16 protein-coding genes and 2 pseudogenes are annotated in these 21,982 nt (G+C 66.5%); 12 read left to right on the plus strand and 6 right to left on the minus strand.

The genetic code is table 11. The annotated features are described in order from the left end of the window. Window positions 1–51: 51 nt before the first annotated feature. The 3 genes from AB4Z16_RS00335 to AB4Z16_RS00345 all read right to left on the minus strand — a co-directional run bounded on the left by AB4Z16_RS00335 (window position 52) and on the right by AB4Z16_RS00345 (window position 3,914). The gene (locus AB4Z16_RS00335; RefSeq protein ID WP_441509333.1) at window positions 52–1,470 is read right to left on the minus strand and encodes a sodium:proton antiporter; all 1,419 of its coding nucleotides are present in this window, start codon (window positions 1,468–1,470) and stop codon (window positions 52–54) included. Window positions 1,471–1,485: 15 nt separating this feature from the next. Continuing rightward, window positions 1,486–3,156, minus strand: coding sequence for a TRAP transporter large permease (locus AB4Z16_RS00340; RefSeq protein ID WP_441510091.1), 1,671 nt, complete (start codon window positions 3,154–3,156; stop codon window positions 1,486–1,488). A 158-nt stretch (window positions 3,157–3,314) separates the two neighbouring features. Then, window positions 3,315–3,914: a TRAP transporter small permease subunit gene (locus AB4Z16_RS00345; protein WP_441509334.1), complete on the minus strand. Its 600-nt coding sequence runs from the start codon at window positions 3,912–3,914 to the stop codon at window positions 3,315–3,317. Window positions 3,915–4,175: 261 nt separating this feature from the next. On the opposite strand from AB4Z16_RS00345, the gene AB4Z16_RS00350 reads away from it, so the two are divergent. Further along, window positions 4,176–4,964, plus strand: a complete 789-nt coding sequence (locus tag AB4Z16_RS00350; protein ID WP_441509335.1) for a class II glutamine amidotransferase — start codon at window positions 4,176–4,178, stop codon at window positions 4,962–4,964. Between the two features lie 74 nt (window positions 4,965–5,038). Here the strand turns inward: AB4Z16_RS00350 and AB4Z16_RS00355 are convergent, their stop codons facing one another. Beyond that, the gene (locus tag AB4Z16_RS00355) at window positions 5,039–5,371 is read right to left on the minus strand and encodes a hypothetical protein (RefSeq protein ID WP_441509336.1); all 333 of its coding nucleotides are present in this window, start codon (window positions 5,369–5,371) and stop codon (window positions 5,039–5,041) included. Between the two features lie 207 nt (window positions 5,372–5,578). Between AB4Z16_RS00355 and AB4Z16_RS00360 the strand changes: the two genes are divergently transcribed. The 7 genes and pseudogenes from AB4Z16_RS00360 to rocF all read left to right on the plus strand — a co-directional run bounded on the left by AB4Z16_RS00360 (window position 5,579) and on the right by rocF (window position 14,155). After that, complete coding sequence (locus AB4Z16_RS00360; protein WP_441509337.1) at window positions 5,579–7,234, plus strand: acetolactate synthase large subunit; 1,656 nt, start codon at window positions 5,579–5,581, stop codon at window positions 7,232–7,234. Window positions 7,235–7,412: 178 nt separating this feature from the next. Continuing rightward, entirely contained in the window at window positions 7,413–8,795 is a 1,383-nt protein-coding gene (locus tag AB4Z16_RS00365; protein ID WP_441509338.1) for an aldehyde dehydrogenase family protein, read from the plus strand. Between the two features lie 242 nt (window positions 8,796–9,037). After that, window positions 9,038–9,823, plus strand: a pseudogene (efeU, locus tag AB4Z16_RS00370) (iron uptake transporter permease EfeU); the annotation flags it as partial. A 123-nt stretch (window positions 9,824–9,946) separates the two neighbouring features. Beyond that, complete coding sequence (locus AB4Z16_RS00375; RefSeq protein ID WP_441510092.1) at window positions 9,947–10,873, plus strand: cupredoxin domain-containing protein; 927 nt, start codon at window positions 9,947–9,949, stop codon at window positions 10,871–10,873. Next, window positions 10,870–12,189, plus strand: a pseudogene (gene efeB, locus AB4Z16_RS00380) (iron uptake transporter deferrochelatase/peroxidase subunit). Before AB4Z16_RS00375 ends, efeB begins: the two are co-directional and overlap by 4 nt. A 1-nt stretch (window position 12,190) precedes the next feature. After that, window positions 12,191–12,916, plus strand: coding sequence for an iron uptake system protein EfeO (gene efeO / locus AB4Z16_RS00385; RefSeq protein ID WP_441509339.1), 726 nt, complete (start codon window positions 12,191–12,193; stop codon window positions 12,914–12,916). A gap of 258 nt (window positions 12,917–13,174) precedes the next feature. Continuing rightward, entirely contained in the window at window positions 13,175–14,155 is a 981-nt protein-coding gene (gene rocF, locus AB4Z16_RS00390; RefSeq protein WP_441509340.1) for an arginase, read from the plus strand. A 77-nt stretch (window positions 14,156–14,232) separates the two neighbouring features. On the opposite strand, the gene ggt is transcribed toward rocF, so the two are convergent. Next, complete coding sequence (gene ggt, locus AB4Z16_RS00395) at window positions 14,233–15,828, minus strand: gamma-glutamyltransferase (protein ID WP_441509341.1); 1,596 nt, start codon at window positions 15,826–15,828, stop codon at window positions 14,233–14,235. A gap of 339 nt (window positions 15,829–16,167) precedes the next feature. Here ggt and ilvA point away from each other — a divergent pair, with 339 nt between their 5' ends. The 3 genes from ilvA to AB4Z16_RS00410 all read left to right on the plus strand — a co-directional run bounded on the left by ilvA (window position 16,168) and on the right by AB4Z16_RS00410 (window position 20,072). Beyond that, entirely contained in the window at window positions 16,168–17,697 is a 1,530-nt protein-coding gene (gene ilvA / locus AB4Z16_RS00400) for a threonine ammonia-lyase, biosynthetic (RefSeq protein ID WP_441509342.1), read from the plus strand. A 166-nt stretch (window positions 17,698–17,863) separates the two neighbouring features. Next, a complete protein-coding gene (locus tag AB4Z16_RS00405) occupies window positions 17,864–18,748 on the plus strand; it encodes a LysR family transcriptional regulator (protein WP_441509343.1) in 885 nt (294 codons plus the stop codon). Window positions 18,749–18,842: 94 nt separating this feature from the next. Next, on the plus strand, window positions 18,843–20,072 hold the full coding sequence (locus tag AB4Z16_RS00410) for a GTP-binding protein (RefSeq protein WP_441509344.1): 1,230 nt from the start codon (window positions 18,843–18,845) through the stop codon (window positions 20,070–20,072). A gap of 148 nt (window positions 20,073–20,220) precedes the next feature. On the opposite strand, the gene AB4Z16_RS00415 is transcribed toward AB4Z16_RS00410, so the two are convergent. Then, window positions 20,221–21,279 carry an ornithine cyclodeaminase gene (locus tag AB4Z16_RS00415; protein WP_441509345.1) on the minus strand — a complete coding sequence of 353 codons (1,059 nt, stop codon included), beginning with the start codon at window positions 21,277–21,279 and terminating at the stop codon, window positions 20,221–20,223. Between the two features lie 128 nt (window positions 21,280–21,407). On the opposite strand from AB4Z16_RS00415, the gene AB4Z16_RS00420 reads away from it, so the two are divergent. After that, complete coding sequence (locus AB4Z16_RS00420; RefSeq protein ID WP_441509346.1) at window positions 21,408–21,845, plus strand: Lrp/AsnC family transcriptional regulator; 438 nt, start codon at window positions 21,408–21,410, stop codon at window positions 21,843–21,845. Window positions 21,846–21,982: the final 137 nt, after the last annotated feature.

Consider the following 21,982-nt stretch of genomic DNA (forward strand, 5'->3'; position numbering starts at 1 on the left):
GACGGGGATGATCGGCACGAGGCCGACCCTGACGGATCGGCTCGCCCCCCCCTACCTGAAGAACAGGAAGGTCAGCACCACGAAGAGCGGGATGAGGATTGCACCCGACCAGAGCATGTAGCCGAAGAAGCTGGGCATCGCGACCTTTCGGTCCTTGGCGATGGCGTAGACCATGAAGTTCGGCGCGTTGCCGATATAGCTGTTCGCCCCCATGAACACCGCGCCCGCCGAGATCGCCGCCAGCGTCGACGCGCCGTTCGTCATCAGTGCCCTGGGGTCACCGCCGGCGAGCTCGAAGAAGACGAGATAGGTCGGCGCGTTGTCGAGGAAGGAGGAGAGCGCGCCGGTCAGCCAGAAATAGGCGGTCGTATTGGCGCCGCCATCGGCATTCGTCACCAGCGCGACCAGCGGCGCGAAGGCGCCTTCCCGCCCCGCCTGCAGCATCGCCAGAACCGGGATGATGCATATGAAGATGCCGGCGAAGAGCTTGGCGACCTCCTTGATCGGCCCCCAGGAGAACTCGTTGCCGGCGCGGACGGGGCCAGGCGTGAGCTTGAGCGAGAGACCTGCGAGAGCGAGCAGAATGACGTCGCGCAGCAGGTTCTGTCCTTCGACGGCGACACCGTGCACGGTGAAGGCGGTGCCCGGCTTCCAGTTCGCCGACATCAGGATCGCGGCGATGACGCCGGCCAGCAGCGGGATGTTGACCTTGCCCCAGAGCTTGATGGCGCGATCCGGCGTCGGGTCCTTGAGCGTCGGATAGCCCTTCTCCTTGCGGAAGAGGACGCTGTCGAATGCGTAGAACAGCGCCAACAGGACGATCACTGCGAAGGCGGTCTCCGGCAGCAAATGCGTCGTGGTCCAGAAGAAGTCGACGCCGCGCAGGAAGCCGAGGAAGAGCGGGGGGTCGCCGAGCGGCGTCAGCGATCCCCCGATATTCGAGACCAGGAAGATGAAGAAGACGACGACATGGACGTTGAAGCGCCGATCGTCATTCGCCCGCAGGACCGGGCGGATCATGATGATCGAAGCGCCGGTCGTGCCGACGAAGCTCGCGAGCACGGTGCCGATCGCCAGCAGGGTGGTGTTGGTCAGCGGCGTACCGCGCAAATTGCCGCTGATCAGGATGCCGCCGGCGATGGTGAAGAGCGCAAAGAGCAGGATGATGAAAGGGATGTAGTCGAGAAGCGCCGTGTGAAGCAGTGCACCGAGCGCCGGGTCGAGCCCTCTGAGAAGCACCAGCGGGACGAGCATGAGGGCGGCCCAGAAGGCGGCGAACTTGCCATAGTGACGCTCCCAGAGATGCGGAAACACCACCGGGCCCAGCGCGATCGAGAGCAGCATGCCGGCGAAGGGCAGAGCCCAGCCGGCACCCATCGTCGCCCCGCCGATATCGCCGGCGGCAAGCGCCGGCCCCCCGGCCAGAACGGCCGGCACCGCTGCGATCAAGACTCCCCCGCGCCGCGTCATCTCAGAGACCGGCCGTCAAGGCTTCGGCGCCTCGATCACCGGCGGCGCATTCAAATCGAAGCCGCCGGGCAGGCCCGGTCCGCCGAGGCCGGGGATCTGGATCGAATCGAACTGCTTGTCGATCGCCTTCTGGTCGAGCTGCACGGCCGATGCCTTGTAGTGCATCACCATTTGCGGGAAGAGCAGGACGAGCGCGACCATGATGCACTGGATCACCACGAAGGGCACCGCGCCCCAATAGATCTGGCCGGTGGTGACGGGCGCCATCATCTTGCCGGTGACGCGATCCTTGTAGGGGTTCTTCGGCGCGACCGAGCGCAGGAAGAACAGCGCGAAGCCAAAGGGCGGGTGCATGAACGACGTCTGCATGTTCACGCCGAGGATGACGCCGAACCAGATCAGATCGATCCCGAGCTTGTCCGCCGCCGGTCCGAGCAACGGCACGATGATGAAGGCCAGCTCGAAGAAGTCGAGGAAGAAGGCGAGCAGGAAGACCATCACGTTGACGACGATCAGGAAGCCCGTCGCGCCACCCGGCAGGCCGACGAGGAGATGCTCGACCCAGAGATGGCCGTTGACGCCGTAGAAAGTCAGCGAGAAGACGCGCGCGCCAACCAGAATGAAGAGCACGAAGGCCGAGAGCTTGGCGGTCGATTCCGTCGCCTGCCGGAGCAGCTCGAAGGTCATCCGCTTCTTGCCCCAGGCGAGCAGGATCGCGCCGGCAGCGCCCATCGCGCCACCTTCCGTCGGCGTGGCGACGCCGATGAAGATCGTACCGAGCACCAGGAAGATCAGTGCCAGCGGCGGCACCATCACGAAGATGACCTGCTCGGTCATCCGCGACAGCAGGTTGAGCTTCAGGAACTTGTTGATCAGCGCGATGACGAAGGAGACCGCCACCATCAGCGACATGGTGAGCACGACGAAGTCCGAGCCTGCCGTCACCTTCGTGAACAGCTTCATGTAGGCATAGGACAGGGCGAAGGCGATGAGCGTCACGACCAGCAGCGAGAAGCGCCGCGTCTTGCCGTCGGCATCGCGCAGCGTCTGCGCCTCCGGCGGCAGTCCCGGCGCACGTTGCGGGTAGACGATGGTGACGAGGAAGACGTAGCCGGCATAGAGGCTCGCCAGGACGAGGCCGGGGATGAAGGCGCCTTCATACATATCGCCGACCGAGCGGCCGAGCTGGTCGGCGAGCACGATCAGGACGAGCGAGGGCGGGATGATCTGAGCCAGCGTTCCGGATGCCGCGATGACGCCCGAGGCGAGGCGCCTGTCATAGCCGTAGCGCAGCATGATCGGCAGCGAGATCAGGCCCATCGAGATCACGGAAGCGGCGACGACGCCGGTGGTTGCCGCCAGGAGCGCGCCGACGAAGATCACCGCATAGGCGAGGCCGCCGCGAACGGGGCCGAAGAGCTGGCCGATGGTGTCGAGCAGGTCCTCCGCCATGCCGGAACGCTCGAGGACCAAGCCCATGAAAGTGAAGAACGGGATCGCCAGCAGCACGTCGTTGTTCATCGTGCCGTAGATGCGTTCCGGCAGGGCCTGGAGGAAATTCTCCTGGAACATGCCGAGATCGATGCCGATCAGCGCAAAGAGCAGGCCGTTGGCGGCGAGCGCGAAGGCGACGGGATAGCCAAGCAGCAGGAAGACGACGAGCGTCGCGAACATCACCGGCGCCATGTTGACGCGCAGGAAGTCGCCGACGCCGCCGCCGGCAGCGAAAGCGTCGCCGGTGTGGAGGCCGAAGAAGGCGATGACGGTGAGCGCCAGCAGCAGGCCGGCGACGCGCGGGAGGCGATGAGCGTGCATGGGATCGTTCCGGACTTCTTGCGGGCCGCTCACGAAGCGAGGCCCTGTTCCTTGGCTTGATCGAGCAGGCGCTGGGCTTCCGCCTCGGCCGCGGCCGCATGGCCGGCGGCGGCCTCTTGATCCTCAAGGTCGCCGCGCATGATCGCGATCTGCTTGATGATCTCGGAGACGCCCTGGAAGCTCAGCATCACGAAGCCGACGACGACGAGGCCCTTGGCGGGCCATTGCGGCAGGCCGCCAGCCGAGAGCGACTGCTCGTTGATGGCATAGGAACGCAGGAAGAACGGCCAGGAGTGGTAGACGATCAGCAGGCAGAACGGCATCAGGAAGAAGATATGGCCGAACAGCTCGATCCACTGGCGCACGCGCTTCGGCAGCATGCTGTTCACGATGTCGATGCGGATATGCTCCTTCACCTGCATCGTCCATGACGCGCACATCAGGAAGACCGCGCCGAACAGCATCCATTGCAGTTCGAGCCAGGCATTCGACGAGACGTTGAAGATCTTGCGGACGATCGCGTTGACCGTCGCGACGATCACCGCCGCGAGGATCAGCCAGGCGACCTTCCTGCCGATGAAGCCGTTGACCGCGTCGATGACACGGCTGATGGCGAGGAGACCCTTCACATTCCCGCTCCCGTGAGGGCGCAATTCTGCGCCGTTTCCGCCCCTTTGTCGGCAGGATCGGTATAGGAGGGATGCGCACCACGCAAGACTGTGTCGTTCTTATCCATTGGACCAAAGGACGACGCCCCGGACTGCACATTTTTGCGCCAACGGCTGTGCCGGCCCGCCACAGAAACGGCGGAGATGATTTATTATGTTCGCGTTCACCTTTGGGGAACAATATTCTCCATCACCGCTTCAACCGGCTGATTCGAGGCCGCGATGTGTCGTTTCCTCGCCTATTCAGGCGCACCCGTCTTTCTCGAGGATTTCGTCGCCTCGCCCTGCCATTCGCTGATCCATCAGTCGCTCCATGCCGAGGAGGCCAAGACCGGCACGAATGGCGACGGCTTCGGCGTCGGCTGGTATGGCGAGCGGGCCGAGCCGGGGCAGTATCGCGAGGTTCGCCCCGCCTGGTCCGACGAGAACCTGCTCTCGATCGCGCGGCAGGTGCGCTCCCATCTCTTCTTCGCCCATGTCCGGGCCGCGACCGGCACCGCGACGACGCGGGCCAACTGCCACCCCTTCGTTCATGGCCGCTATCTCTTCATGCATAACGGCCAGATCGGCGGCTACGGCCTGATCCGCAGGCAACTCGAGGCGCTGATCCCGGATGCGCTCTACGGCGCCCGCGCCGGCACCACCGATTCCGAGGCCCTCTTCCTGCTCGCCCTCTCCCATCTCGCCGAAGGAATGGCACCGGGCGAAGCGCTTGCCGCCGCCCTCTCCGACACCCTCGCCCTGATGGAACGGACGGGCGTCCGCGAGCCGCTGCGCTGCGCGGCCGCGCTCGCCGACGGAGAAACGATCCACGCGATCCGCTGGTCCTCCGACACGAGGCCGCCGAGCCTTTATGTCTGCCCGCGGCCAGATAGTGTCGTCGTCGCCTCAGAGCCCGTCGACGCCGCCCGCGAATGCTGGCAGGCCCTGCCCTGCAATACGCTGGCCAGGGTCGAGGGTGGCAAGGTCACGCTTGCGCCCTTCCTGGTCGGGCTGCGGCAGGCGGCTTGAACCGGCAGCAGCACCGAGAGGCAGTTGGAAAGGGGCCGCTATGCACGGCCCCTCTCCGAAAGCGGTGCCGGGCCTCAGTTGTGGTGGGGCAGCACGCCGCTATTGCCGCCCGACTGGTCTGATTGATTGGACTGGTCGGACCGGGCATTGAAGTGATTGTGATAGGCCAGATACTGCGCCTGTTCCGCCGCGGCCCGCTGGCTCTCGCTCTGTTCGTGCACGATGCTCTCCGCACCGAGTTCGGCGGCATAAGCGGCCGACCCGGCCCCCGAGAGAATCACCACGGCGGCGACGGCAACGATCTTGCGTGAAAGCATGACAGCCTCCTGCACCTTGTCCTTGTCACCCGTCAAGCTCAAGTAACCATCCCGCAGTAGCTGCCAATACTCCTCGTTGACTGCTTTCACTCACTTTCACGTGTATCGCCCGAAACTCGCCGAGTACATGCGCTACCCGCTTGAACCAGCCGCCGCCGGCGGGCGTGAACGGCGAATACGCCCTGGAATGCGCGGCTGCCATGCGCCGCGCGCGCTGACGCATCCCCTGTTGCCTTCCTACGTCGAGCGCCTAGCTTGGCCGTTCAGGCAAGGCCGCTTCCACGAAAGGCACGGGCGATGAAGAAGGGTTCGGATCTTCTGGTCGAGGCGCTGGAGAATGAAGGCGTCGATCGCGTCTTCGGCGTTCCGGGCGAAGAAAACCTCGATGTCGTCGAGTCCCTGCGCAAATCGAAAATCGAGCTGGTGCTGACGCGCCACGAACAGGCCGCCGCCTTCATGGCCGCGACGCATGGGCGGCTGACCGGCCGCCCCGGCGTCTGCATCGCGACGCTCGGCCCGGGCGCGCTGAACTTCTCGACCGGCGCGGCCTACGCCCATCTCGGCGCCATGCCGATGATCCTGATCACCGGGCAGAAGGCGATCATGACGGCCAAGCAGGCGCGCTTCCAGATCGTCGACGTCGTCGCCTCGATGCGTCCGCTCACCAAGATGACGCGCCAGATCGTCAGCCCGGCCAGCATCCCCTCGGTGGTGCGCGATGCCTTCCGCGTCGCGATGGAAGAGCGGCCGGGCCCGGTCCATCTCGAACTGCCCGAGGACGTCGCCGCCGAGGAGATCGAGGATACCGCGCTGATCCCGGTGCATCCGCTGGATCGGCCGATCGCTCCGGACGCGCCTTTGGACCGCGCAGCCGAGATGATCCTTGCCGCCAAACGGCCGCTGGTGATGATCGGCGCCGCCGGCAACCGGCCGCGACTGGTCGAACCGCTTTCCGCCTTCGTGCGCCGCACCGGCCTGCCCTTCTTCAACACGCAGATGGGCAAGGGCGCCGTCACCGGCGGCTCGAACCTCTATATCGGCACGGCCGCGCTGTCGGAGGGCGATTATGTCCATGAGGCGGTGGCGCTGGCCGATCTCATCATCGCCGTCGGACACGACACCATCGAGAAGCCACCCTTCCTGATGCGCAATGCGGGCGGGCCGAAGGTGATCCATATCGGCTACCAGTCGGCCAATGTCGAACAGGTCTACCACCCCGATGCGGAGGTGATCGGCGATATCGGCGCGACGGTGACGGGGTTGGCCGAGCGGCTCGAAGGCAAGGTGCCCGAGCAGAAGCAGATGCTGGAGCTGCGCCAGAAGATCCTGACGAAGATCAATGCCCGCGCCGAAGAGGACCGCTTCCCGGTGACGCCGCAGCGGCTCGTCCATGACGTGCGCGCGGTGATGCCGGAGGATGGCGTCGTCTGCCTCGACAACGGCATGTACAAGATCTGGTTCGCGCGGAACTACCGCACGCATGTCGCCAACACGCTGCTGCTCGACAATGCGCTGGCGACGATGGGCGCCGGCCTGCCCTCGGCGATGATGGCGGCGATGCTCCATCCCGAGCGGCGCGTCATGGCCGTCTGCGGCGATGGCGGCTTCATGATGAACTCGCAGGAGATGGAGACCGCCGTCAGGCTCGGCCTCAACCTCGTCGTGCTCGTGCTGAACGATGGCGCCTACGGCATGATCCGCTGGAAGCAGGCCGTCGACAAGTTCCCCGATTACGGCATGACCTTCGGCAACCCCGATTTCGTGCGTTATGCCGAGTCCTATGGCGCGAAGGGCTCGCGCGTGACCTCGGCAGAGGCGTTGGTGCCGACGCTGGAGGCCGCCTTCAAGGGCGGGGGTGTCCATCTCGTCGACTGCCCGATCGACTATTCCGAGAACACCCGCGTCCTGGTCGAGGAACTGCGCAACAAGGTGCCGGACGTCGATCTGGCTTAGCAGTCGCTATCACCGAAGCCCTCATCCTGAGGAGCAAGCGGAGCTTGCGTCTCGAAGGATGGTTCAGATGCTTCCGGAGCCTCCTGAAACATCCTTCGAGACGCCATTCCCGAGAGAATGGCTCCTCAGGATGAGGGCTCCGGAGCGTGACGATCAACGTTCTAAAGGAGAGACGACCATGCTCAGGGTTGTTCAAGCCTATGACCGCGCCACGATCACGGAGATCGAGACCGACGACGAGGCCGCGCTCGAACGCAAGCTCCAGGCGGCCCAAGAGGTCTTCCGGGACCGTGACAATTGGCTGAAGCCGCATCAGCGCATCGCGATCCTGCGCAAGCTCGCCGGCCTCCTCGAAGCGAAGCGCGACCATTTCGCCATGCAGATCGCCCGCGAAGGCGGCAAGCCGCTGCCTGACGCGATCGTCGAGGCGAACCGGGCCGTCGACGGCATCCATAATGCCGCCGACGAGCTGCGCAATTTCGCCGGGCGCGAGATCCCGATGGGGCTCACGGCTGCAGCCGCCGATCGCTGGGCCTTCACGACCAAGGAGCCGATCGGCATCGTCGCCGCGATCTCGGCCTTCAACCACCCGCTCAACCTGATCGTCCATCAGGTTGCGCCGGCCATCGCTGTCGGCTGCCCGGTCATCGTCAAGCCGGCCGGCACGACGCCGCTCTCCTGCATCGACTTCGTCAAGCTGGTGCATGAGGCCGGATTGCCCGAGGCGTGGTGCCAGACCTTCGTGCCCACCGAGACGGCGCTGGCCGAGAAGCTCGCGACCGATCCGCGCGTTGCCTTCCTGAGTTTCATCGGCTCGGCCAAGGTCGGCTGGTATCTGCACTCCAAGCTCGCCCATGGCGCCCGCTCGGCGCTGGAGCATGGCGGCGTCGCGCCGGCGATCGTCGACAAGAGCGCCGATCTCGACGCGATCATCGAGCCGCTCGTGAAGGGCGGCTACTATCATGCGGGCCAGGTCTGCGTGTCGACGCAGCGCATCTATGTGCATGACGACATCGTCAACGACTTCACCGAGCGGCTCATCGCGCGGGTGAAGAAGCTGCGCACCGGCGATCCGACGCTGGGGGATACCGAGGTCGGCCCCCTGATCATCCCCAAGGAGGCCGACCGCGTGGCGTCCTGGATCGACGAAGCGGTGAAGGGTGGCGCCAAGCTCGCGACCGGCGGCAAGCGCCTGTCGGAGACGACGCTGGAGCCCGCAGTGCTGATCGACCCGGCACCGGAAGCCCGCATCTCGAGCGAAGAGGTGTTCGGCCCGGTCGTCGCGATCTACCGCTACGGCAAGCTCGACGACGCCATCGCGCGGGCGAACTCTCTGCCCGTTTCCTTCCAGGCCAGCATTTTCGCGCAGGACATCGACGTGGCCATGAGGGCCGCGAACCGGCTCGAGGCCTCGGCGGTGATGGTGAACGACCCCACGACCTTCCGCACCGACTGGATGCCCTTCGCCGGCCGGCGCGTCTCGGGCTACGGCACCGGCGGCATCCCCTACACCATGCGCGACATGACGCAGGAGAAGATGATCCTGTTGAAGCGACGCTGAACGCGCGGCGCGGCGGAGCGTGACGCTTCGCCGCGCCCTGCCAACCGGCAGAATCCAGAGTACCCCCACAAGACAAAACTCGGAAACGACTGCGTTTTCAGCAAGTATCCGACGCAATATCATCAGTTTACGACCATTCTAAACTGATAAGATTTGATTGACCCTTGCCGCTCGGGTGCCTAGGCACTGGCTACATGCGCCGCGAATAGCTGATCGCGACGCGCAACCGGGCCAGGCTCGTCGTGATCGTTCCGTTTCTCATCATGCTCCGCGAAGGCATCGAGGCCGCGCTGATCGTCGGCATCGTCGCGAGCTATCTGGTCCGGACCGGCCGGCGCGAGTGGCTGCCCGCGCTCTGGCTCGGGGTCGGACTCGCCTGCGCGGTGAGCCTCGCCGCCGGTGCGGCGCTCGACATCATCGTCGGTGAACTGCCGCAGCGCGGGCAGGAATTGTTCGAGGCCGTCATCGGCCTGATCGCCGCGGCGATGTTGACCTCGATGGTGTTCTGGATGCGCAAGGCGGCCCGCTCGATCAAGGGCGAGCTGCAGGCTGGCGTCGACGCCGCGCTAGCCGGCGGGCATCAAGGTCTCGCGCTGGTCGGCCTCGCCTTTCTCGCGGTGGTGCGCGAGGGGTTGGAGTCAGTCTTCTTCCTGCTCGCTATCTTCCAGCAGAACGGCGGCTGGGCTCCGGCGCTCGGCGCCACTCTGGGCATCCTGCTTGCGGCGGCAGCCGGTTACGCAATCTATGCGCTGGGCGTGAAGCTCAACCTGCGCATCTTCTTCCGCTGGACCGGCATCCTGATCCTGTTCGTCGCCGCCGGGCTCGTGGCCAATGCCGTGCGCTCCCTGCACGAAGCGGGGCTCTGGAACCATCTCCAGCAGAATGTCTACGACCTCAGCGCCACGCTGCCGGCGGATAGCCCGCTCGGCGTCGTCCTATCGGGTTTCTTGGGCTATCAGGAGCGGGCGACGCTCGGCGAAGTCATCGCCTATCTGGGCTTCCTGCTCCCGACGCTTGCCCTATTTCTCTTTGCCGGGCGCGAAGAGCGGGGCAACGCAGTCACGCCTCGGCCCGAGGCCAGGCGCTCGCCGCGCCTGAGGCTGGCCGGCATCGGCACGCTGCTGCTGATCTGCGGCGGTGTCGGCGCCTTCATCTACGCGGCCGGAAACGGCGCGCGCCGTGGCGCCGAGGCCAGCACAAGCGACATCGCCGTCGCCATCACCGATCGCACCTGCGAGCCTTCGACGCTGACCATTCCTGCCGGCAAGGCCAGTTTCGTCGTGACAAATCGCGGCGAGCGCGTGCTGGAATGGGAAATCCTCGACGGCGTGATGGTGCTGGAGGAGCGCGAGAACATTGCGCCCGGCCAGTCCCGGCGGCTGACGACGCAGCTCCATCCCGGCGAATACGCCATCACCTGCGGGCTGCTCAGCGCGCCGCGCGGCAGGCTCGTCGTGCAGGCCTCGGCGGCGCAGCCGCGCCCTGCCCTGACGCTGATGGACATGGTCGGCCCGGCCGCCGAATATCGCGCCTTCCTGAGCGAGCGCTCGGCCGCCCTCGGCGCGGCGCTCTACGCCCTCGAGCAAGCGCACGGCGCAGGCAACGCCGAGGCTGCGGACGAGGCCCGCCGTGATGCCGCCGTGCTGCTGCCCACTTTGCGCCCGGCAACCATGGGGGATGCCAGACTCGAAGCCCTCTTCGGCAAGGTGCAGATAGCCCTCGCTGGCGAGGCCGCGGTCGCAGCGTCCGAGGTCAAGCTGGATGCCGAAGCCTTCCGCGTCGCTCTCGGCCAACGCACCGTCCTGCCCGACACGATGCTGGCAGGTGCAATCGCTCTTCTGTCCGCTCAGGACGGAGAGACGGCCTCGCCGGAGGATGTTGCCGCTGCAAGCGGCATCGCGCGGCTGCTACTGCCGTTGACGGCGCGGATCGACCCCGAGTTGGCGGCGCGGACGAAAGCCGTGCTCGCGGCCCTCCCCAATGACGCCAAGCCGGGCGGCGCGATCCGGTCGCTCGTCGAGGATCTTTCGGCCATGCGTAAGGCGCTCGCCCTCCCCGAAGCGGAGCGCAAATCATGACCAGGCCGGGCAAGAGCTTCACACCATCGCGGCGGTCGCTGCTGACGGGCGGCGCAGCGGCGATCGGGAGCGCCTCGCTGGCACGGGCGGCGAGCGAACCGGCACAGAATCCTGCGGCTGCGCCGGAGAGCGACGCGACCGCCCAGCGCCAGCCCTTTCACGGCATCCATCAATCCGGCATCGTCACGCCTCGCCCGGCGACCGGCCTGGTGGCCGCCTTCGACGTCACCGCGACCTCGCTCGACGAGCTCGAACGGCTCTTCCGGCTGCTCAGCGAACGCATCGCCTTCCTGATGCAGGGCGGGCCGGCCCCCACCGCCGATCCCGGCTTCCCCCCACCGGACAGCGGCATTCTCGGCCCGGTCATCGCACCCGACAACCTGACTATAACGGTCGCGCTCGGCGCCTAGCTCTTCGACGAGCGCTTCGGCTTAGGTCCGCTGAAGCCGAAACGCCTGCAGCGGATGAAGCGCTTCCGCAACGACGCGCTCGACGGCGCGCTCTGCCATGGCGACCTGCTGCTGCAATTCTGCGCCAACACGGCCGACACCAGCATCCACGCGCTGCGCGATATCCTGAAGAACGCGCCGGACCTCATCCTGCTGCGCTGGAAGCAGGAGGGTACTGTCCCCGTCCTCAAACCCAAGTCCAGCGGGCCGGCCGAGAGCGCCCGCAACCTGCTCGGCTTCCGCGACGGCACCGCCAATCCCGACGCCGCCGACAAGGCGTCGATGGACCGTCTCGTCTGGATTCAGCCCGGCTCGGACGAGCCGGAATGGGCCGCCAATGGCAGCTATCAGGTGGTCCGGATCATCCGGAACTTCGTCGAGCGCTGGGATCGCACGCCACTCGGCGAGCAGGAAGCGATCATGGGCCGCCAGAAGGCGAGCGGCGCGCCCTTCGGCGGCCAGCGCGAATATGACGAGCCGGTCTATGCCGACGATCTCGAGGGAAAGCGCACCAGGCTCGACGCCCATATCCGGCTCGCCAATCCGCGCCGGCCGGAGACGGAAGCCAGCCGGATGCTGCGCCGGCCCTTCAACTATTCCAACGGCGTCACCCGCGCCGGCCAGCTCGACATGGGGCTGCTCTTCATCTGCTTCCAGCAGGACCTCGAGCGCAGCTTCATCGCCGTGCAGAAGCGGCTCGATGGCGAACCGCTGGAGGAATACATCAAGCCGGTCGGCGGCGGCTATTTCTTCGCCCTGCCCGGCGTGCCCGATGCCGGAAGCTATCTCGGCGCCGGTTTGATCCGGGCCGCGCGCGGCATCGCGCCTGCCTCGGCCAGGACTTTCCCCCGCAAGACAGGAGACTGATATGAGCTTGCGCTTCGCATGGCTGGCCGGGGCCGGCCTGTTCGCCATCATCGCGGCAGGGCCGGCCTTCGCCGTCTCGCCGCTCGACCTCGTGGCACCGGTCTCCGAGTACAAGATCTATGTCTCTAAGGGCGTCGACCAGCTGGTGAAGGACACCAAGGCCTTCACCGACGCGGTCAAGGCCGGCGATCTCGCCAAGGCCAGGGCGCTCTACGCGCCGACCCGCGTCTCCTACGAAAAGATCGAGCCGGTCGCCGAGCTGTTCAGCGACCTCGACGGCAAGATCGACTCGCGCGCCGACGACCATGAGAAGAAGGAGGAAGATCCGGAGTTCACCGGCTTCCACCGCATCGAATACGGGCTCTTCGCCAAGAACAGCACGGACGGGCTCGCCCCCATCGCCGACAAGCTGCTCGCCGATGTCACCGAGTTGCAGGGCCGCATCAAGGGCCTGACGATCCCGCCGGACAAGATGGTCGGCGGCGCGGCCGTGCTGATCGAGGAGGTTGCGGCCACCAAGATCTCCGGCGAGGAAGACCGCTACAGCCACACCGACCTCTGGGACTTCCAGGCCAATGTCGACGGCGCCAAGACAATCGTCGACCTGCTGCGGCCCCTGGACAAAGGAAGACAAGGCGCTCGCGGCCAAGATCGACGCGAATTTCGCGACCGTCGACAAGACGCTGGCGAAGTACAAGCTCGGGGATGGCGGCTTCGAGACCTATGACAAGCTGAGCGAGACCGACCGCAAGGCGCTGGCCGCGATGATCACGACCCTGGCCGAGGACCTCTCCAAGCTGCGCGGCGTGCTCGGACTCGGCTGAGTCCCCATCGGATCTTCGAGGGAAGCGGCTTCCGCAGTTCGGGAAGCCGACCTGACACAGAACGGTCACGCGAGCGCGGCACTCGACAGGCTGGAGCCGATGCGCCATGGACGGCGCATCGGCGACAGACGCCCCTTCGCAGACATGGACAGCCTGCTCTCATGACCGACATTTCCGCCAAAAACCCGGCCGCACAGGGCCGCATCGCCCTGCTGGGCTGCCCGATCGAGGTCGGCGCCTCGCGTCGCGGCGCGCTGATGGGTCCGGCCGGCCTGCGCACGGCGGGCCTCGTGCGCGTGCTGGAAGACCTCGGCTACGCCGTCGCGGACCATGGCGACATTCTCGCGCGCGACCTGAAACCGGTGGACGGCCCGGCGCCCGACAATGCCCGCTTCTACCATGAGATCGCCGCCTGGATGCGCGCGCTGAGCGCCGGCGCCTATGAGCTTGCCCGCACCGGCGACACGCCGATCTTCCTCGGCGGCGATCACAGCCTGTCGATGGGCTCGGTCAATGGCGTTGCCCGCTACTGGCAGGAGCAGGGCCGCAAGCTCTTCGTGCTCTGGCTCGACGCCCATGCCGATTTCAACATGCCGGCGATCTCGCCCTCCGGGAATATGCACGGCATGTCCTCCGCCTTCCTCTGCGGCGAAGCCGGCCTCGACGACCTGCTCGGCTCCGAGCCGCGCGCTTCGATCTCGCCGGAGCAGCTCAGCCTCTTCGGCATCCGCTCGATCGACCCGCTGGAGAAGGCGGCGGTGAAGGCACGCGGCGTCGATATCGCCGACATGCGCGCCATCGACGAGCACGGCGTCGGCGTGCTGATCCGCAAGGTGATCGACAAGGTGCGCGCGGCGGATGGCGTGCTCCATGTCAGCTTCGACGTCGATTTCATCGACCCGCCGCTGGCGCCCGGCGTCGGCACCACCGTGCCGGGCGGCGCGACCTATCGCGAGGCGCATCTGGTGATGGAGCTGCTGCACGATTCCGGGCTGGTGCGCTCGATGGACATCGTCGAGCTCAACCCCTTCCTCGACGATCGCGGCCAGACGGCCCGCCTCGCCGTCGAGCTCGCCGGCAGCCTGTTCGGCCAGCAGATCACCGACCGGCAGACGCCGTCGAACGCCATCGGCGCAGCCTGAATCCAAAAACGAAAACACCGTGCGCCTCGATGGGCGCACGGTGCTTCAATGCGTTTCACGCCTCGGGCGTGGCGGCCTTACACCGCCAGCGCGAAGCCGTCCTTGCGATGGTCGGAGGCGCCGAACATCACGCCACGCTTGTGGTCGACCCAGATCGCCTGGCATCCGCCGAGAGGCTCCTCTGCCCAGACCACGTCATGGCCGCGCGCCTTGAGATCGGCGGCGACAGCGGCCGGGATCGTCGTTTCCAGCGAGAGCTTGCCGTCATAGGCGAAGCTGCGCGGCGCATCCGAGGCCTGCTGCGGATCGAGGCCGCGGTCGAGAATGCCGGACAGGAAATGGACATGGCCCGTCGACTGATACTGGCCGCCCATCACGCCCATCGGCATGATCGCCTTGCCGTCCTTGGCCAGCATGCCCGGAATGATCGTGTGGAAGGGGCGCTTGCGCGGCGCGATGGCGTTGGGGTGCCCCTCGATCAGCCGGAAGCCGGAGCCGCGATTCTGCAGCATGACGCCGGCCTTCGATGCGTAGATGCCGCTGCCGAAGGCGGAGAACAGCGAATTGATGAAGGACACCATGTTGCCGTCGCCGTCGACGACGCAGAGATAGATCGTGTCCTTGTGCAGGGGCATGTCGAAGGCTTCCGCCGCCGCCGCCTTCTCGAGGCTGATCTCCTTGCGGATGCGGCTGACGAACTGGTCGGAAAGGAAAGCCCCGGTGTCGAAGGGGCTGACGGTGGGGTCGGCCACCAGCGCGTCGCGCTGGCGATAGGCGGCCTTGCTGGCTTCGGCCAGGAGATGGATGCGATCGGCTTCGCTCAGCGCCCCGTCCTTGAGGTCGAAGCCTTCGAGGATGCGCGCGATCAGTAGCGCGGCGATGCCCTGGCCGTTCGGCGGGCATTCCCAGAGGCGGTGGCCGCGATAATCCGCGCCGATCGGATCGACATAATCGGACTTCGCAGCGGCGAAGTCATCGAGCCCGATCAGGCTGCCGGCGCCCTTGAGCACCGCGACCATGTCCTCGGCGAGCTCACCTTCGTAGAAGGCTGAGCGGCCCTCGCGGGCGATGCGGCGCAGCGTCCTGCCGAGCGCCGGATGGACCATCTTGTCGCCGACGGCAGGGGGATTGCCGCCCGGCAGGTAGACGGCGTTGCCGAGCCCGTGCTTCTCGATGCGACCGCGGGCCTTCGCCCAGTCGAGCGCGACGCGCGGCGTCACCACGAAGCCCTCCTCGGCGGCGCGGATCGCCGGCGCGAAGATCTCGTCGAGGCTCTTGCTGCCATGGTCGGCGACGAGGCGGCACCAGGCGTCGATGGCGCCGGGCACGGTGACCGCATGGGGCGAATCCGCGGCGATCGCGGTCATGCCCTGGCCGAGGAACCAGCCGAGTTCAGCCTTGGCGGCGGAGCGGCCGGAGCCGTTGAGCGCGACCATCTTGCCTTTGGCCGGCGCATAGATCGCGAAGCAGTCGCCGCCGATGCCGGTCATGTGCGGATCGACCACGGCCTGGACGGCGACCGCCGCGATGGCAGCGTCGATGGCGTTGCCGCCGGCGCGCAGGATATCGACGGCGGCCAGTGTCGAGGCGGGATGCGAGGTCGCCGCCATGCCGCGGTCACCGACCGCAACCGGCCGGCCCGGAACCATGAAATCGCGCTTGCCCCAACTCATCCGTCGTCTCCGCCTCTACCGCGCCTTCGTTTCGGGGGCGCTCGTTTCGCACAAGGCTTTGGCGCGCCGGCCGGGGGCTTGGCAATCCCGCCCCGCGCATGGCCGACATAACCGCGCCAAAGACAGGCAGCCCTCATCCTGAGGAGCGTCGCAGGCGCGTCTCGAAGGATGTTCGCGGAGGCTCCGGACCATCGGGAGCATCCTTCGATACGCCGCGGGCGCGGCGCCTCAGAATGAGGACTCGCACAGCTGGAGCGCCTTCCGCACCAGCGCCAGCGCGGCCGGGACGATTGACATCGCGGTACAGCGGGCTATCGCCGCCCGAGAGGACGAGCTGCCATGCAAGACTACATCCGCAAGATCATCGGAGCGCGCGTCTACGACGTCGCGATCGAGAGCCCGCTCGACCCGCTGCCGCGGCTTTCGGCCCGGATCGGCGGGCAGGCGCTGCTGAAGCGCGAGGATCTACAGCCCGTCTTCTCGTTCAAGCTGCGCGGCGCCTACAACAAGATGGCCGGCCTCTCGACCGAGGAGGCCGAGCGCGGCGTGATCTGCGCCTCGGCCGGCAATCACGCGCAGGGCGTGGCGCTGGCGGCGCGCAAGCTCGCCATGAAGGCGACCATCGTGATGCCGCGCACCACGCCCGACATCAAGGTGCAGGCGGTGCGCAGCCTCGGCGGGCGTGTCGTGCTGCATGGCGAGAATTTCGACGAAGCCTATGGCCATGCCCGCAAGCTCGAGGCCGAAAAGGGGCGGACCTTCGTCCACCCCTATGACGATCCGGACGTCATCGCCGGCCAGGGCACGGTCGGCATGGAAATCCTGCGCCAGCATCCCGATCCGATCGAGGCGATCTTCGTGCCGATCGGCGGCGGCGGGCTCGCGGCCGGCGTCGCGGTCTACGCCAAGTTCCTGCGGCCCGAGATCAAGGTGATCGGCGTCGAGCCGCAGGATGCCGCCTCCATGGCCGGCGCCATCGCGGCGGGCGAGCGCATCGTGCTCGATCAGGTCGGGCTCTTCGCCGACGGCGTCGCGGTGCGGCAGGCGGGCGAGGAAACATTCCGGCTCTGCCGCGAACTGCTCGACGAGGTCGTCACCGTCTCGACCGACGAGATCTGCGCGGCGGTGAAGGACATCTTCGAGGATACCCGCGCCATTGCCGAGCCTTCCGGTGCCGTCAGCCTCGCGGGGCTGAAGGCCTATGCGGCGCGTGGGGCCAAACGCGCCGGCGCGCTGATCGCGATCAATAGCGGCGCCAACATGAATTTCGACCGCTTGCGCCATATCGCCGAGCGGGCCGAGATCGGCGAGCATCGCGAAGCGCTGCTGGCGGTGACCATCCCCGAAAAGCCCGGCAGCTACCGCGCCTTCATTCAGTTGCTGGGCAGGCGCGCCATAACCGAGTTCAACTACCGCTATTCCGATCCCAAGGCGGCGCGCATCTTCGTCGGCGTGCAGCTGTCCGAGGGCGAGGCCGAGAAGCGCCAGATCATCGCGATGCTGGGCGAGCACGGCTATCCCGTGCTCGACATGAGCGACAACGAACTCGCCAAGCTGCATATCCGCTACATGGTCGGCGGCAAGGCGCCAGGGCTCGGCGACGAATTGCTGTTCCGGTTCCAATTCCCCGAACGGCCGGGCGCGCTGCTGAAATTCCTGAACAGCCTCTCGGCCGACTGGAACATCTCGCTGTTCCACTACCGCAACCACGGCGCCGATTACGGCCGCGTGCTCGCCGGCGTCCAGATACCTCTGGCCCAGCGCAGCCAACTGACCAAGCGGCTCGATGCGCTCGGCTACCCCTATTGGAGCGAGAGCGAAAACCCGGCCTATCTTTCCTTCCTGTCGGAGCGCACCGGTGCGGATTGATCACCAGGCCGCCGCCCTGCAGCCCTCATCCTGAGGAGCGCCGCAGGCGCATCTCGAAGGATGGTCCGGGAGGCTCCGGAACCATCTGGATCATCCTTCGAGGCAGCCCTTCGGGCTTCCTCAGGATGAGGGCTGAGTGTTTACAACCGAGCTGTAAGGTCAGGGCATGACGCTCGAACAACTCCGCATCTTCGTCGCCGTCGCCGAGCGGGAGCATCTGACGCAAGGCGCCCGCGCCCTCAACCTCACGCAATCGGCCGTGAGTTCCGCGATCGCGACGCTGGAGGCGCGCTACGCGACCAAGCTGTTCGACAGGATCGGCCGGCGCATCGCGCTGACCGATGCCGGCCGCCTCTTTCTGACCGAGGCCCGCGCCGTGCTGACACGGGCAGCAGCAGCCGAAGCGGTGCTCTCCGATCTCTCGGGACTCGCCCGTGGCTCGCTCGCACTGATGGCGAGCCAGACCGTCGCGAATTACTGGCTGCCGCCGCTGATCCAGCGCTTTCGCCGGGAGCATCCCGGCATCACGGTCTCGCTTGCCATCGGCAACACCGAAACGGTGAGCGCCGCCATCCAGAACGGCGACGCCGATCTCGGCTTCATCGAAGGCGAGATCGACGATCCGGCCCTCGCCATGACCGCGGTGGCGGAGGACGAACTCGTCATCATCGTTCCGGCCGGTCATCCCTGGGCGCAGACGCCTCCCTCACCCGCTGAACTCAAGCAGGGCGCCTGGGTGCTGCGCGAGCCCGGCTCCGGCACGCGCGCCATGTTCGAGGCGGCGCTGCCGGGGCTCGGCCTTGTCGCGACGGACCTTGCTGTCGCGCTCGAACTGCCGTCGAACGAAGCGATCTGCGCCGCGGTCGCCGCCGGTGCGGGCACCACCGCGATCTCGCGGCTCGTCGCCGCCAATGCCATCGCGGCAGGGCGCCTCGTCACGGTCGCGCTGCCATTGCCGAAGCGCCGCTTCCTCGCGCTGCGCCACAAGGAACGCTACCTCGCCAAGGCGGCAGCAGCCTTTCTCGCGCTGGCTGAAAACAACAAGCACTGAACGTCCTCGCGCTGCCCCGCCACCGCGGCGCGGTTGACAATGATGAAATGTTATAATGTAACAAATTTTCATTCATCAGACCGGACTTCCTCCGATGGCTTCGTCTCCCCTCCTCGTCGACCGGCGCCTGCCGGTCACCGTCCTCTCCGGCTTTCTCGGCGCCGGCAAGACCACGCTGCTCAACCACATCCTCAACAACCGCGAGGGCCGGCGCGTCGCCGTCATCGTCAACGACATGAGCGAGGTGAATATCGACGCCGATCTCGTGCGCGAGGGCGGCGCCGACCTCTCCAAGACCGAGGAGAGCCTGGTCGAGATGAGCAATGGCTGCATCTGCTGCACGCTGCGCGACGACCTGCTGACCGAAGTGCGCCGCCTCGCCGAGGAGCGGAAATTCGACTACCTGCTGATCGAGGGAACCGGCATAGCCGAGCCGCTGCCGATCGCCGCGACCTTCTCCTTCCGCGACGAGGAAGACCGCTCGCTCGACGATGTCGCCCGCCTCGACACCATGGCGACGGTGGTCGACGCACTGAACCTCCTCGAGGATTACGACAGCCGCGACTTCCTCGGCGACCGCGGCGAGACGGCCGGCGACGGCGACGAACGGACGCTGGTCGATCTGCTCGTCGAACAGATCGAGTTCGCCGATGTCGTGGTGATCAACAAGGCCGGCGAGGTTTCACTCGAGGAGCTGGACAAGGTCAGGCAGGTGGTGCGTGGCCTCAATGCCGACGCCCGCATCGTCGAGGCCGATTTCGGCCGCGTTCCGCCCGACCGGCTGCTCGATACCAAGCTCTACAGCGAGGAGAAGGCGCAGACCCATCCGCTCTGGCACAAGGAGCTCTACGGCTTCCGCGACCATGAGCCCGAGACCGAGGAATATGGCATTCGCTCCTTCGTCTACCGGGCGCGACGGCCGTTCCATCCGGCGAAACTGCACGGCTTCATGGGCAGGCGCCTGCCCGGCGTGATCCGGGCCAAGGGCCATTTCTGGCTGGCGAGCCGGCCACACTGGGTTGGCGAATACTCATTGGCCGGGCGCATCACCCGCACAGAGGGCATGGGGCGCTGGTGGGCGTCAGTGCCCAGGGAGCGCTGGCCCCGCTCGGAGGAATTCCAATCCTTGATGAACAAGCACTGGTCGCCGACATGGGGCGACCGGCGCCAGGAGATGGTGTTCATCGGCGGCCTCGAGATGGACGAGGCGGCGATCCGCACCGAACTCGATTCCTGCCTGACCGGGAGCCCCAGCACAGGGCTGACGCAGGCGCTGCTCGGGCTCGAAGACCCGTTCCCGCGCTGGGAGCGGGACGCGGCGTAAGTCCAAACGTCGCTGTCATCCCGGACGGAGCTAAGCGGAGATCCGGGATCCATGCCTGAACCTCTTGTGGAAGCGCTCTGGCATGGATCCCGGGTTCAAGCCCGGGATGACGACGTGGTTACAGCGACCACCACCAAGCCGGATGGCCTCACGCCGCCGCGACGGCGCTAGGCGCGGCGCGCATCAGCATGCCGAAGAGATCGCGCGGATCGTCGGGGTCCGCGATCAGGTCGAGATCGACATAGGTGCCGGCCTCGCGGATGCGTTCGTGGACATAGCGCAGCGCCGAAAAATCCTCGATGGCGAAGCCGACCGAGTCGAACAGCGTGATCTGGCTGGCATCGGTGCGGCCCGCCGCCGCCCCAGTGATGACCTTCCAGAGCTCCTCGACCGGATGGTCGGCGTCGAGCTGCTGGATATCGCCCTCGATGCGGGTCTGCGGCGGGTATTCGACGAAGATCGAGGAGCGCAGCAGCACGTCGCGGTGAATCTCGGTCTTGCCGGGGCAGTCTCCGCCGACCGCGTTGATGTGGACGCCGGCGCCGACCATGTTGTCGGTCAGGATCGTCGCATATTGCTTGTCGGCGGTGACGGTGGTGACGATCTCGGCGCCCTCGACCGCTTCCATCGCCGTGGCGCAGCGCGTGATCCTGAAACCGTGGCGCGCGAGGTTGCGGGCGCATTTCTCGGTCGCGGCGGGATCGACGTCATAGAGCCGCAGATTTTCGATGCCGAGCAGGGCGCGGAAGGCGAAGGCCTGGAATTCCGACTGGGCGCCATTGCCGATGATCGCCATCGTCGCCGCGTTCTTGGGCGCAAGGTGCTTGGCCGCGACGGCTGACATCGCCGCCGTGCGCAGCGCGGTCAGGAAGGTCATCTCCGAGAGCAGGACGGGATAGCCCGTCGCGACATCCGAGAGCAGGCCGAAGGCGGTGACGGTCTGGAGACCAGCCTTCATGTTCTTGGGGTGGCCGTTGACGTATTTGAAGCCGTAGAGCTTGCCGTCGCTGGTCGGCATCAGCTCGATCACGCCTTCGAGGCTGTGGGAGGCGATGCGCGGCGTCTTGTCGAAGATCTCCCAGCGCCGGAAATCGTCCTCGATATAGGCGGCGATGTCGGCCAGCATCCGCTCGATGCCGATCGCATGGACCAGCTTCATCATGTGGTCGACGCTGACGAAAGGCACGACGTTGAGCTGCTGAATCATGGGTCCCCGCGCTGTTCTCGTTGAAGGGGCCATTGTCCTCGTTTTCGGCGGCAGCCGAAAGAAGCCAGAATGATCCTATCGGCGCCGATATTGATCGAAACGGCAAACAGAATTATCCATTTCGGGCGATGGACGATCTAGACCGCAAGCTCATCACCCTGCTGCGTCATGACGGGCGCCGCAGCATCTCGGACCTCGCGGCCGATCTCGGCCTGACGCGGGCGACCGTGCGCGCACGGCTGGAAAAGCTGGAGCAGTCCGGCGAGATCATCGGCTTCACCGTGATCCTGCGCTCGGACGCGATCGATCTGCCGGTGCGCGGCATCACCATGATCGAGATCGCCGGCCAGGCCGCGGATTCGGTGATCGACGCGCTCTCCGGCTTCACCGAGGTCTCCAGCATTCACACCACCAACGGCAACTGGGACCTCGTGGTCGAGCTCGGCACCTCCGACCTGATCGCCTTCGACCAAGTGCTCCGGCGCATCCGCCTGATCCCCGGCGTCACCAACAGCGAGACCAGCCTGCTGCTGGCGACGCCGCGCAGCGTCAAGGCGCGGCTGTAGAAGTCAATCTGCGCGAACCACGCCGTCATCCCGGGCGGAGCAAAGCGTAGACCCGGGATCCATCGTAGGGCCCCCGCACTCTACGATGGATCCCGGATCGGCGCCGCTGGCGCGGCTTGTCCGGGATGACGCGGAGG

This window comes from Allobosea sp. TAF32 (genome assembly GCF_052113585.1).
Lineage (GTDB): Bacteria > Pseudomonadota > Alphaproteobacteria > Rhizobiales > Beijerinckiaceae > Allobosea.

Excerpts from the sequence above, each read along its gene's own strand:
- AB4Z16_RS00365 (WP_441509338.1), top strand. The coding sequence starts at position 7,413 with ATGCTCAGGGTTGTTCAAGCCTATGACCGCGCCACGATCACGGAGATC.
- AB4Z16_RS00335 (WP_441509333.1), bottom strand. The coding sequence starts at position 1,470 with ATGACGCGGCGCGGGGGAGTCTTGATCGCAGCGGTGCCGGCCGTTCTG.
- AB4Z16_RS00360 (WP_441509337.1), top strand. The coding sequence starts at position 5,579 with ATGAAGAAGGGTTCGGATCTTCTGGTCGAGGCGCTGGAGAATGAAGGC.
- AB4Z16_RS00420 (WP_441509346.1), top strand. The coding sequence starts at position 21,408 with ATGGACGATCTAGACCGCAAGCTCATCACCCTGCTGCGTCATGACGGG.
- rocF (WP_441509340.1), top strand. The coding sequence starts at position 13,175 with ATGACCGACATTTCCGCCAAAAACCCGGCCGCACAGGGCCGCATCGCC.
- ggt (WP_441509341.1), bottom strand. The coding sequence starts at position 15,828 with ATGAGTTGGGGCAAGCGCGATTTCATGGTTCCGGGCCGGCCGGTTGCG.
- ilvA (WP_441509342.1), top strand. The coding sequence starts at position 16,168 with ATGCAAGACTACATCCGCAAGATCATCGGAGCGCGCGTCTACGACGTC.
- AB4Z16_RS00415 (WP_441509345.1), bottom strand. The coding sequence starts at position 21,279 with ATGATTCAGCAGCTCAACGTCGTGCCTTTCGTCAGCGTCGACCACATG.
- AB4Z16_RS00350 (WP_441509335.1), top strand. The coding sequence starts at position 4,176 with ATGTGTCGTTTCCTCGCCTATTCAGGCGCACCCGTCTTTCTCGAGGAT.
- AB4Z16_RS00405 (WP_441509343.1), top strand. The coding sequence starts at position 17,864 with ATGACGCTCGAACAACTCCGCATCTTCGTCGCCGTCGCCGAGCGGGAG.
- AB4Z16_RS00410 (WP_441509344.1), top strand. The coding sequence starts at position 18,843 with ATGGCTTCGTCTCCCCTCCTCGTCGACCGGCGCCTGCCGGTCACCGTC.
- efeO (WP_441509339.1), top strand. The coding sequence starts at position 12,191 with ATGAGCTTGCGCTTCGCATGGCTGGCCGGGGCCGGCCTGTTCGCCATC.
- AB4Z16_RS00340 (WP_441510091.1), bottom strand. The coding sequence starts at position 3,156 with ATGGCGCCGGTGATGTTCGCGACGCTCGTCGTCTTCCTGCTGCTTGGC.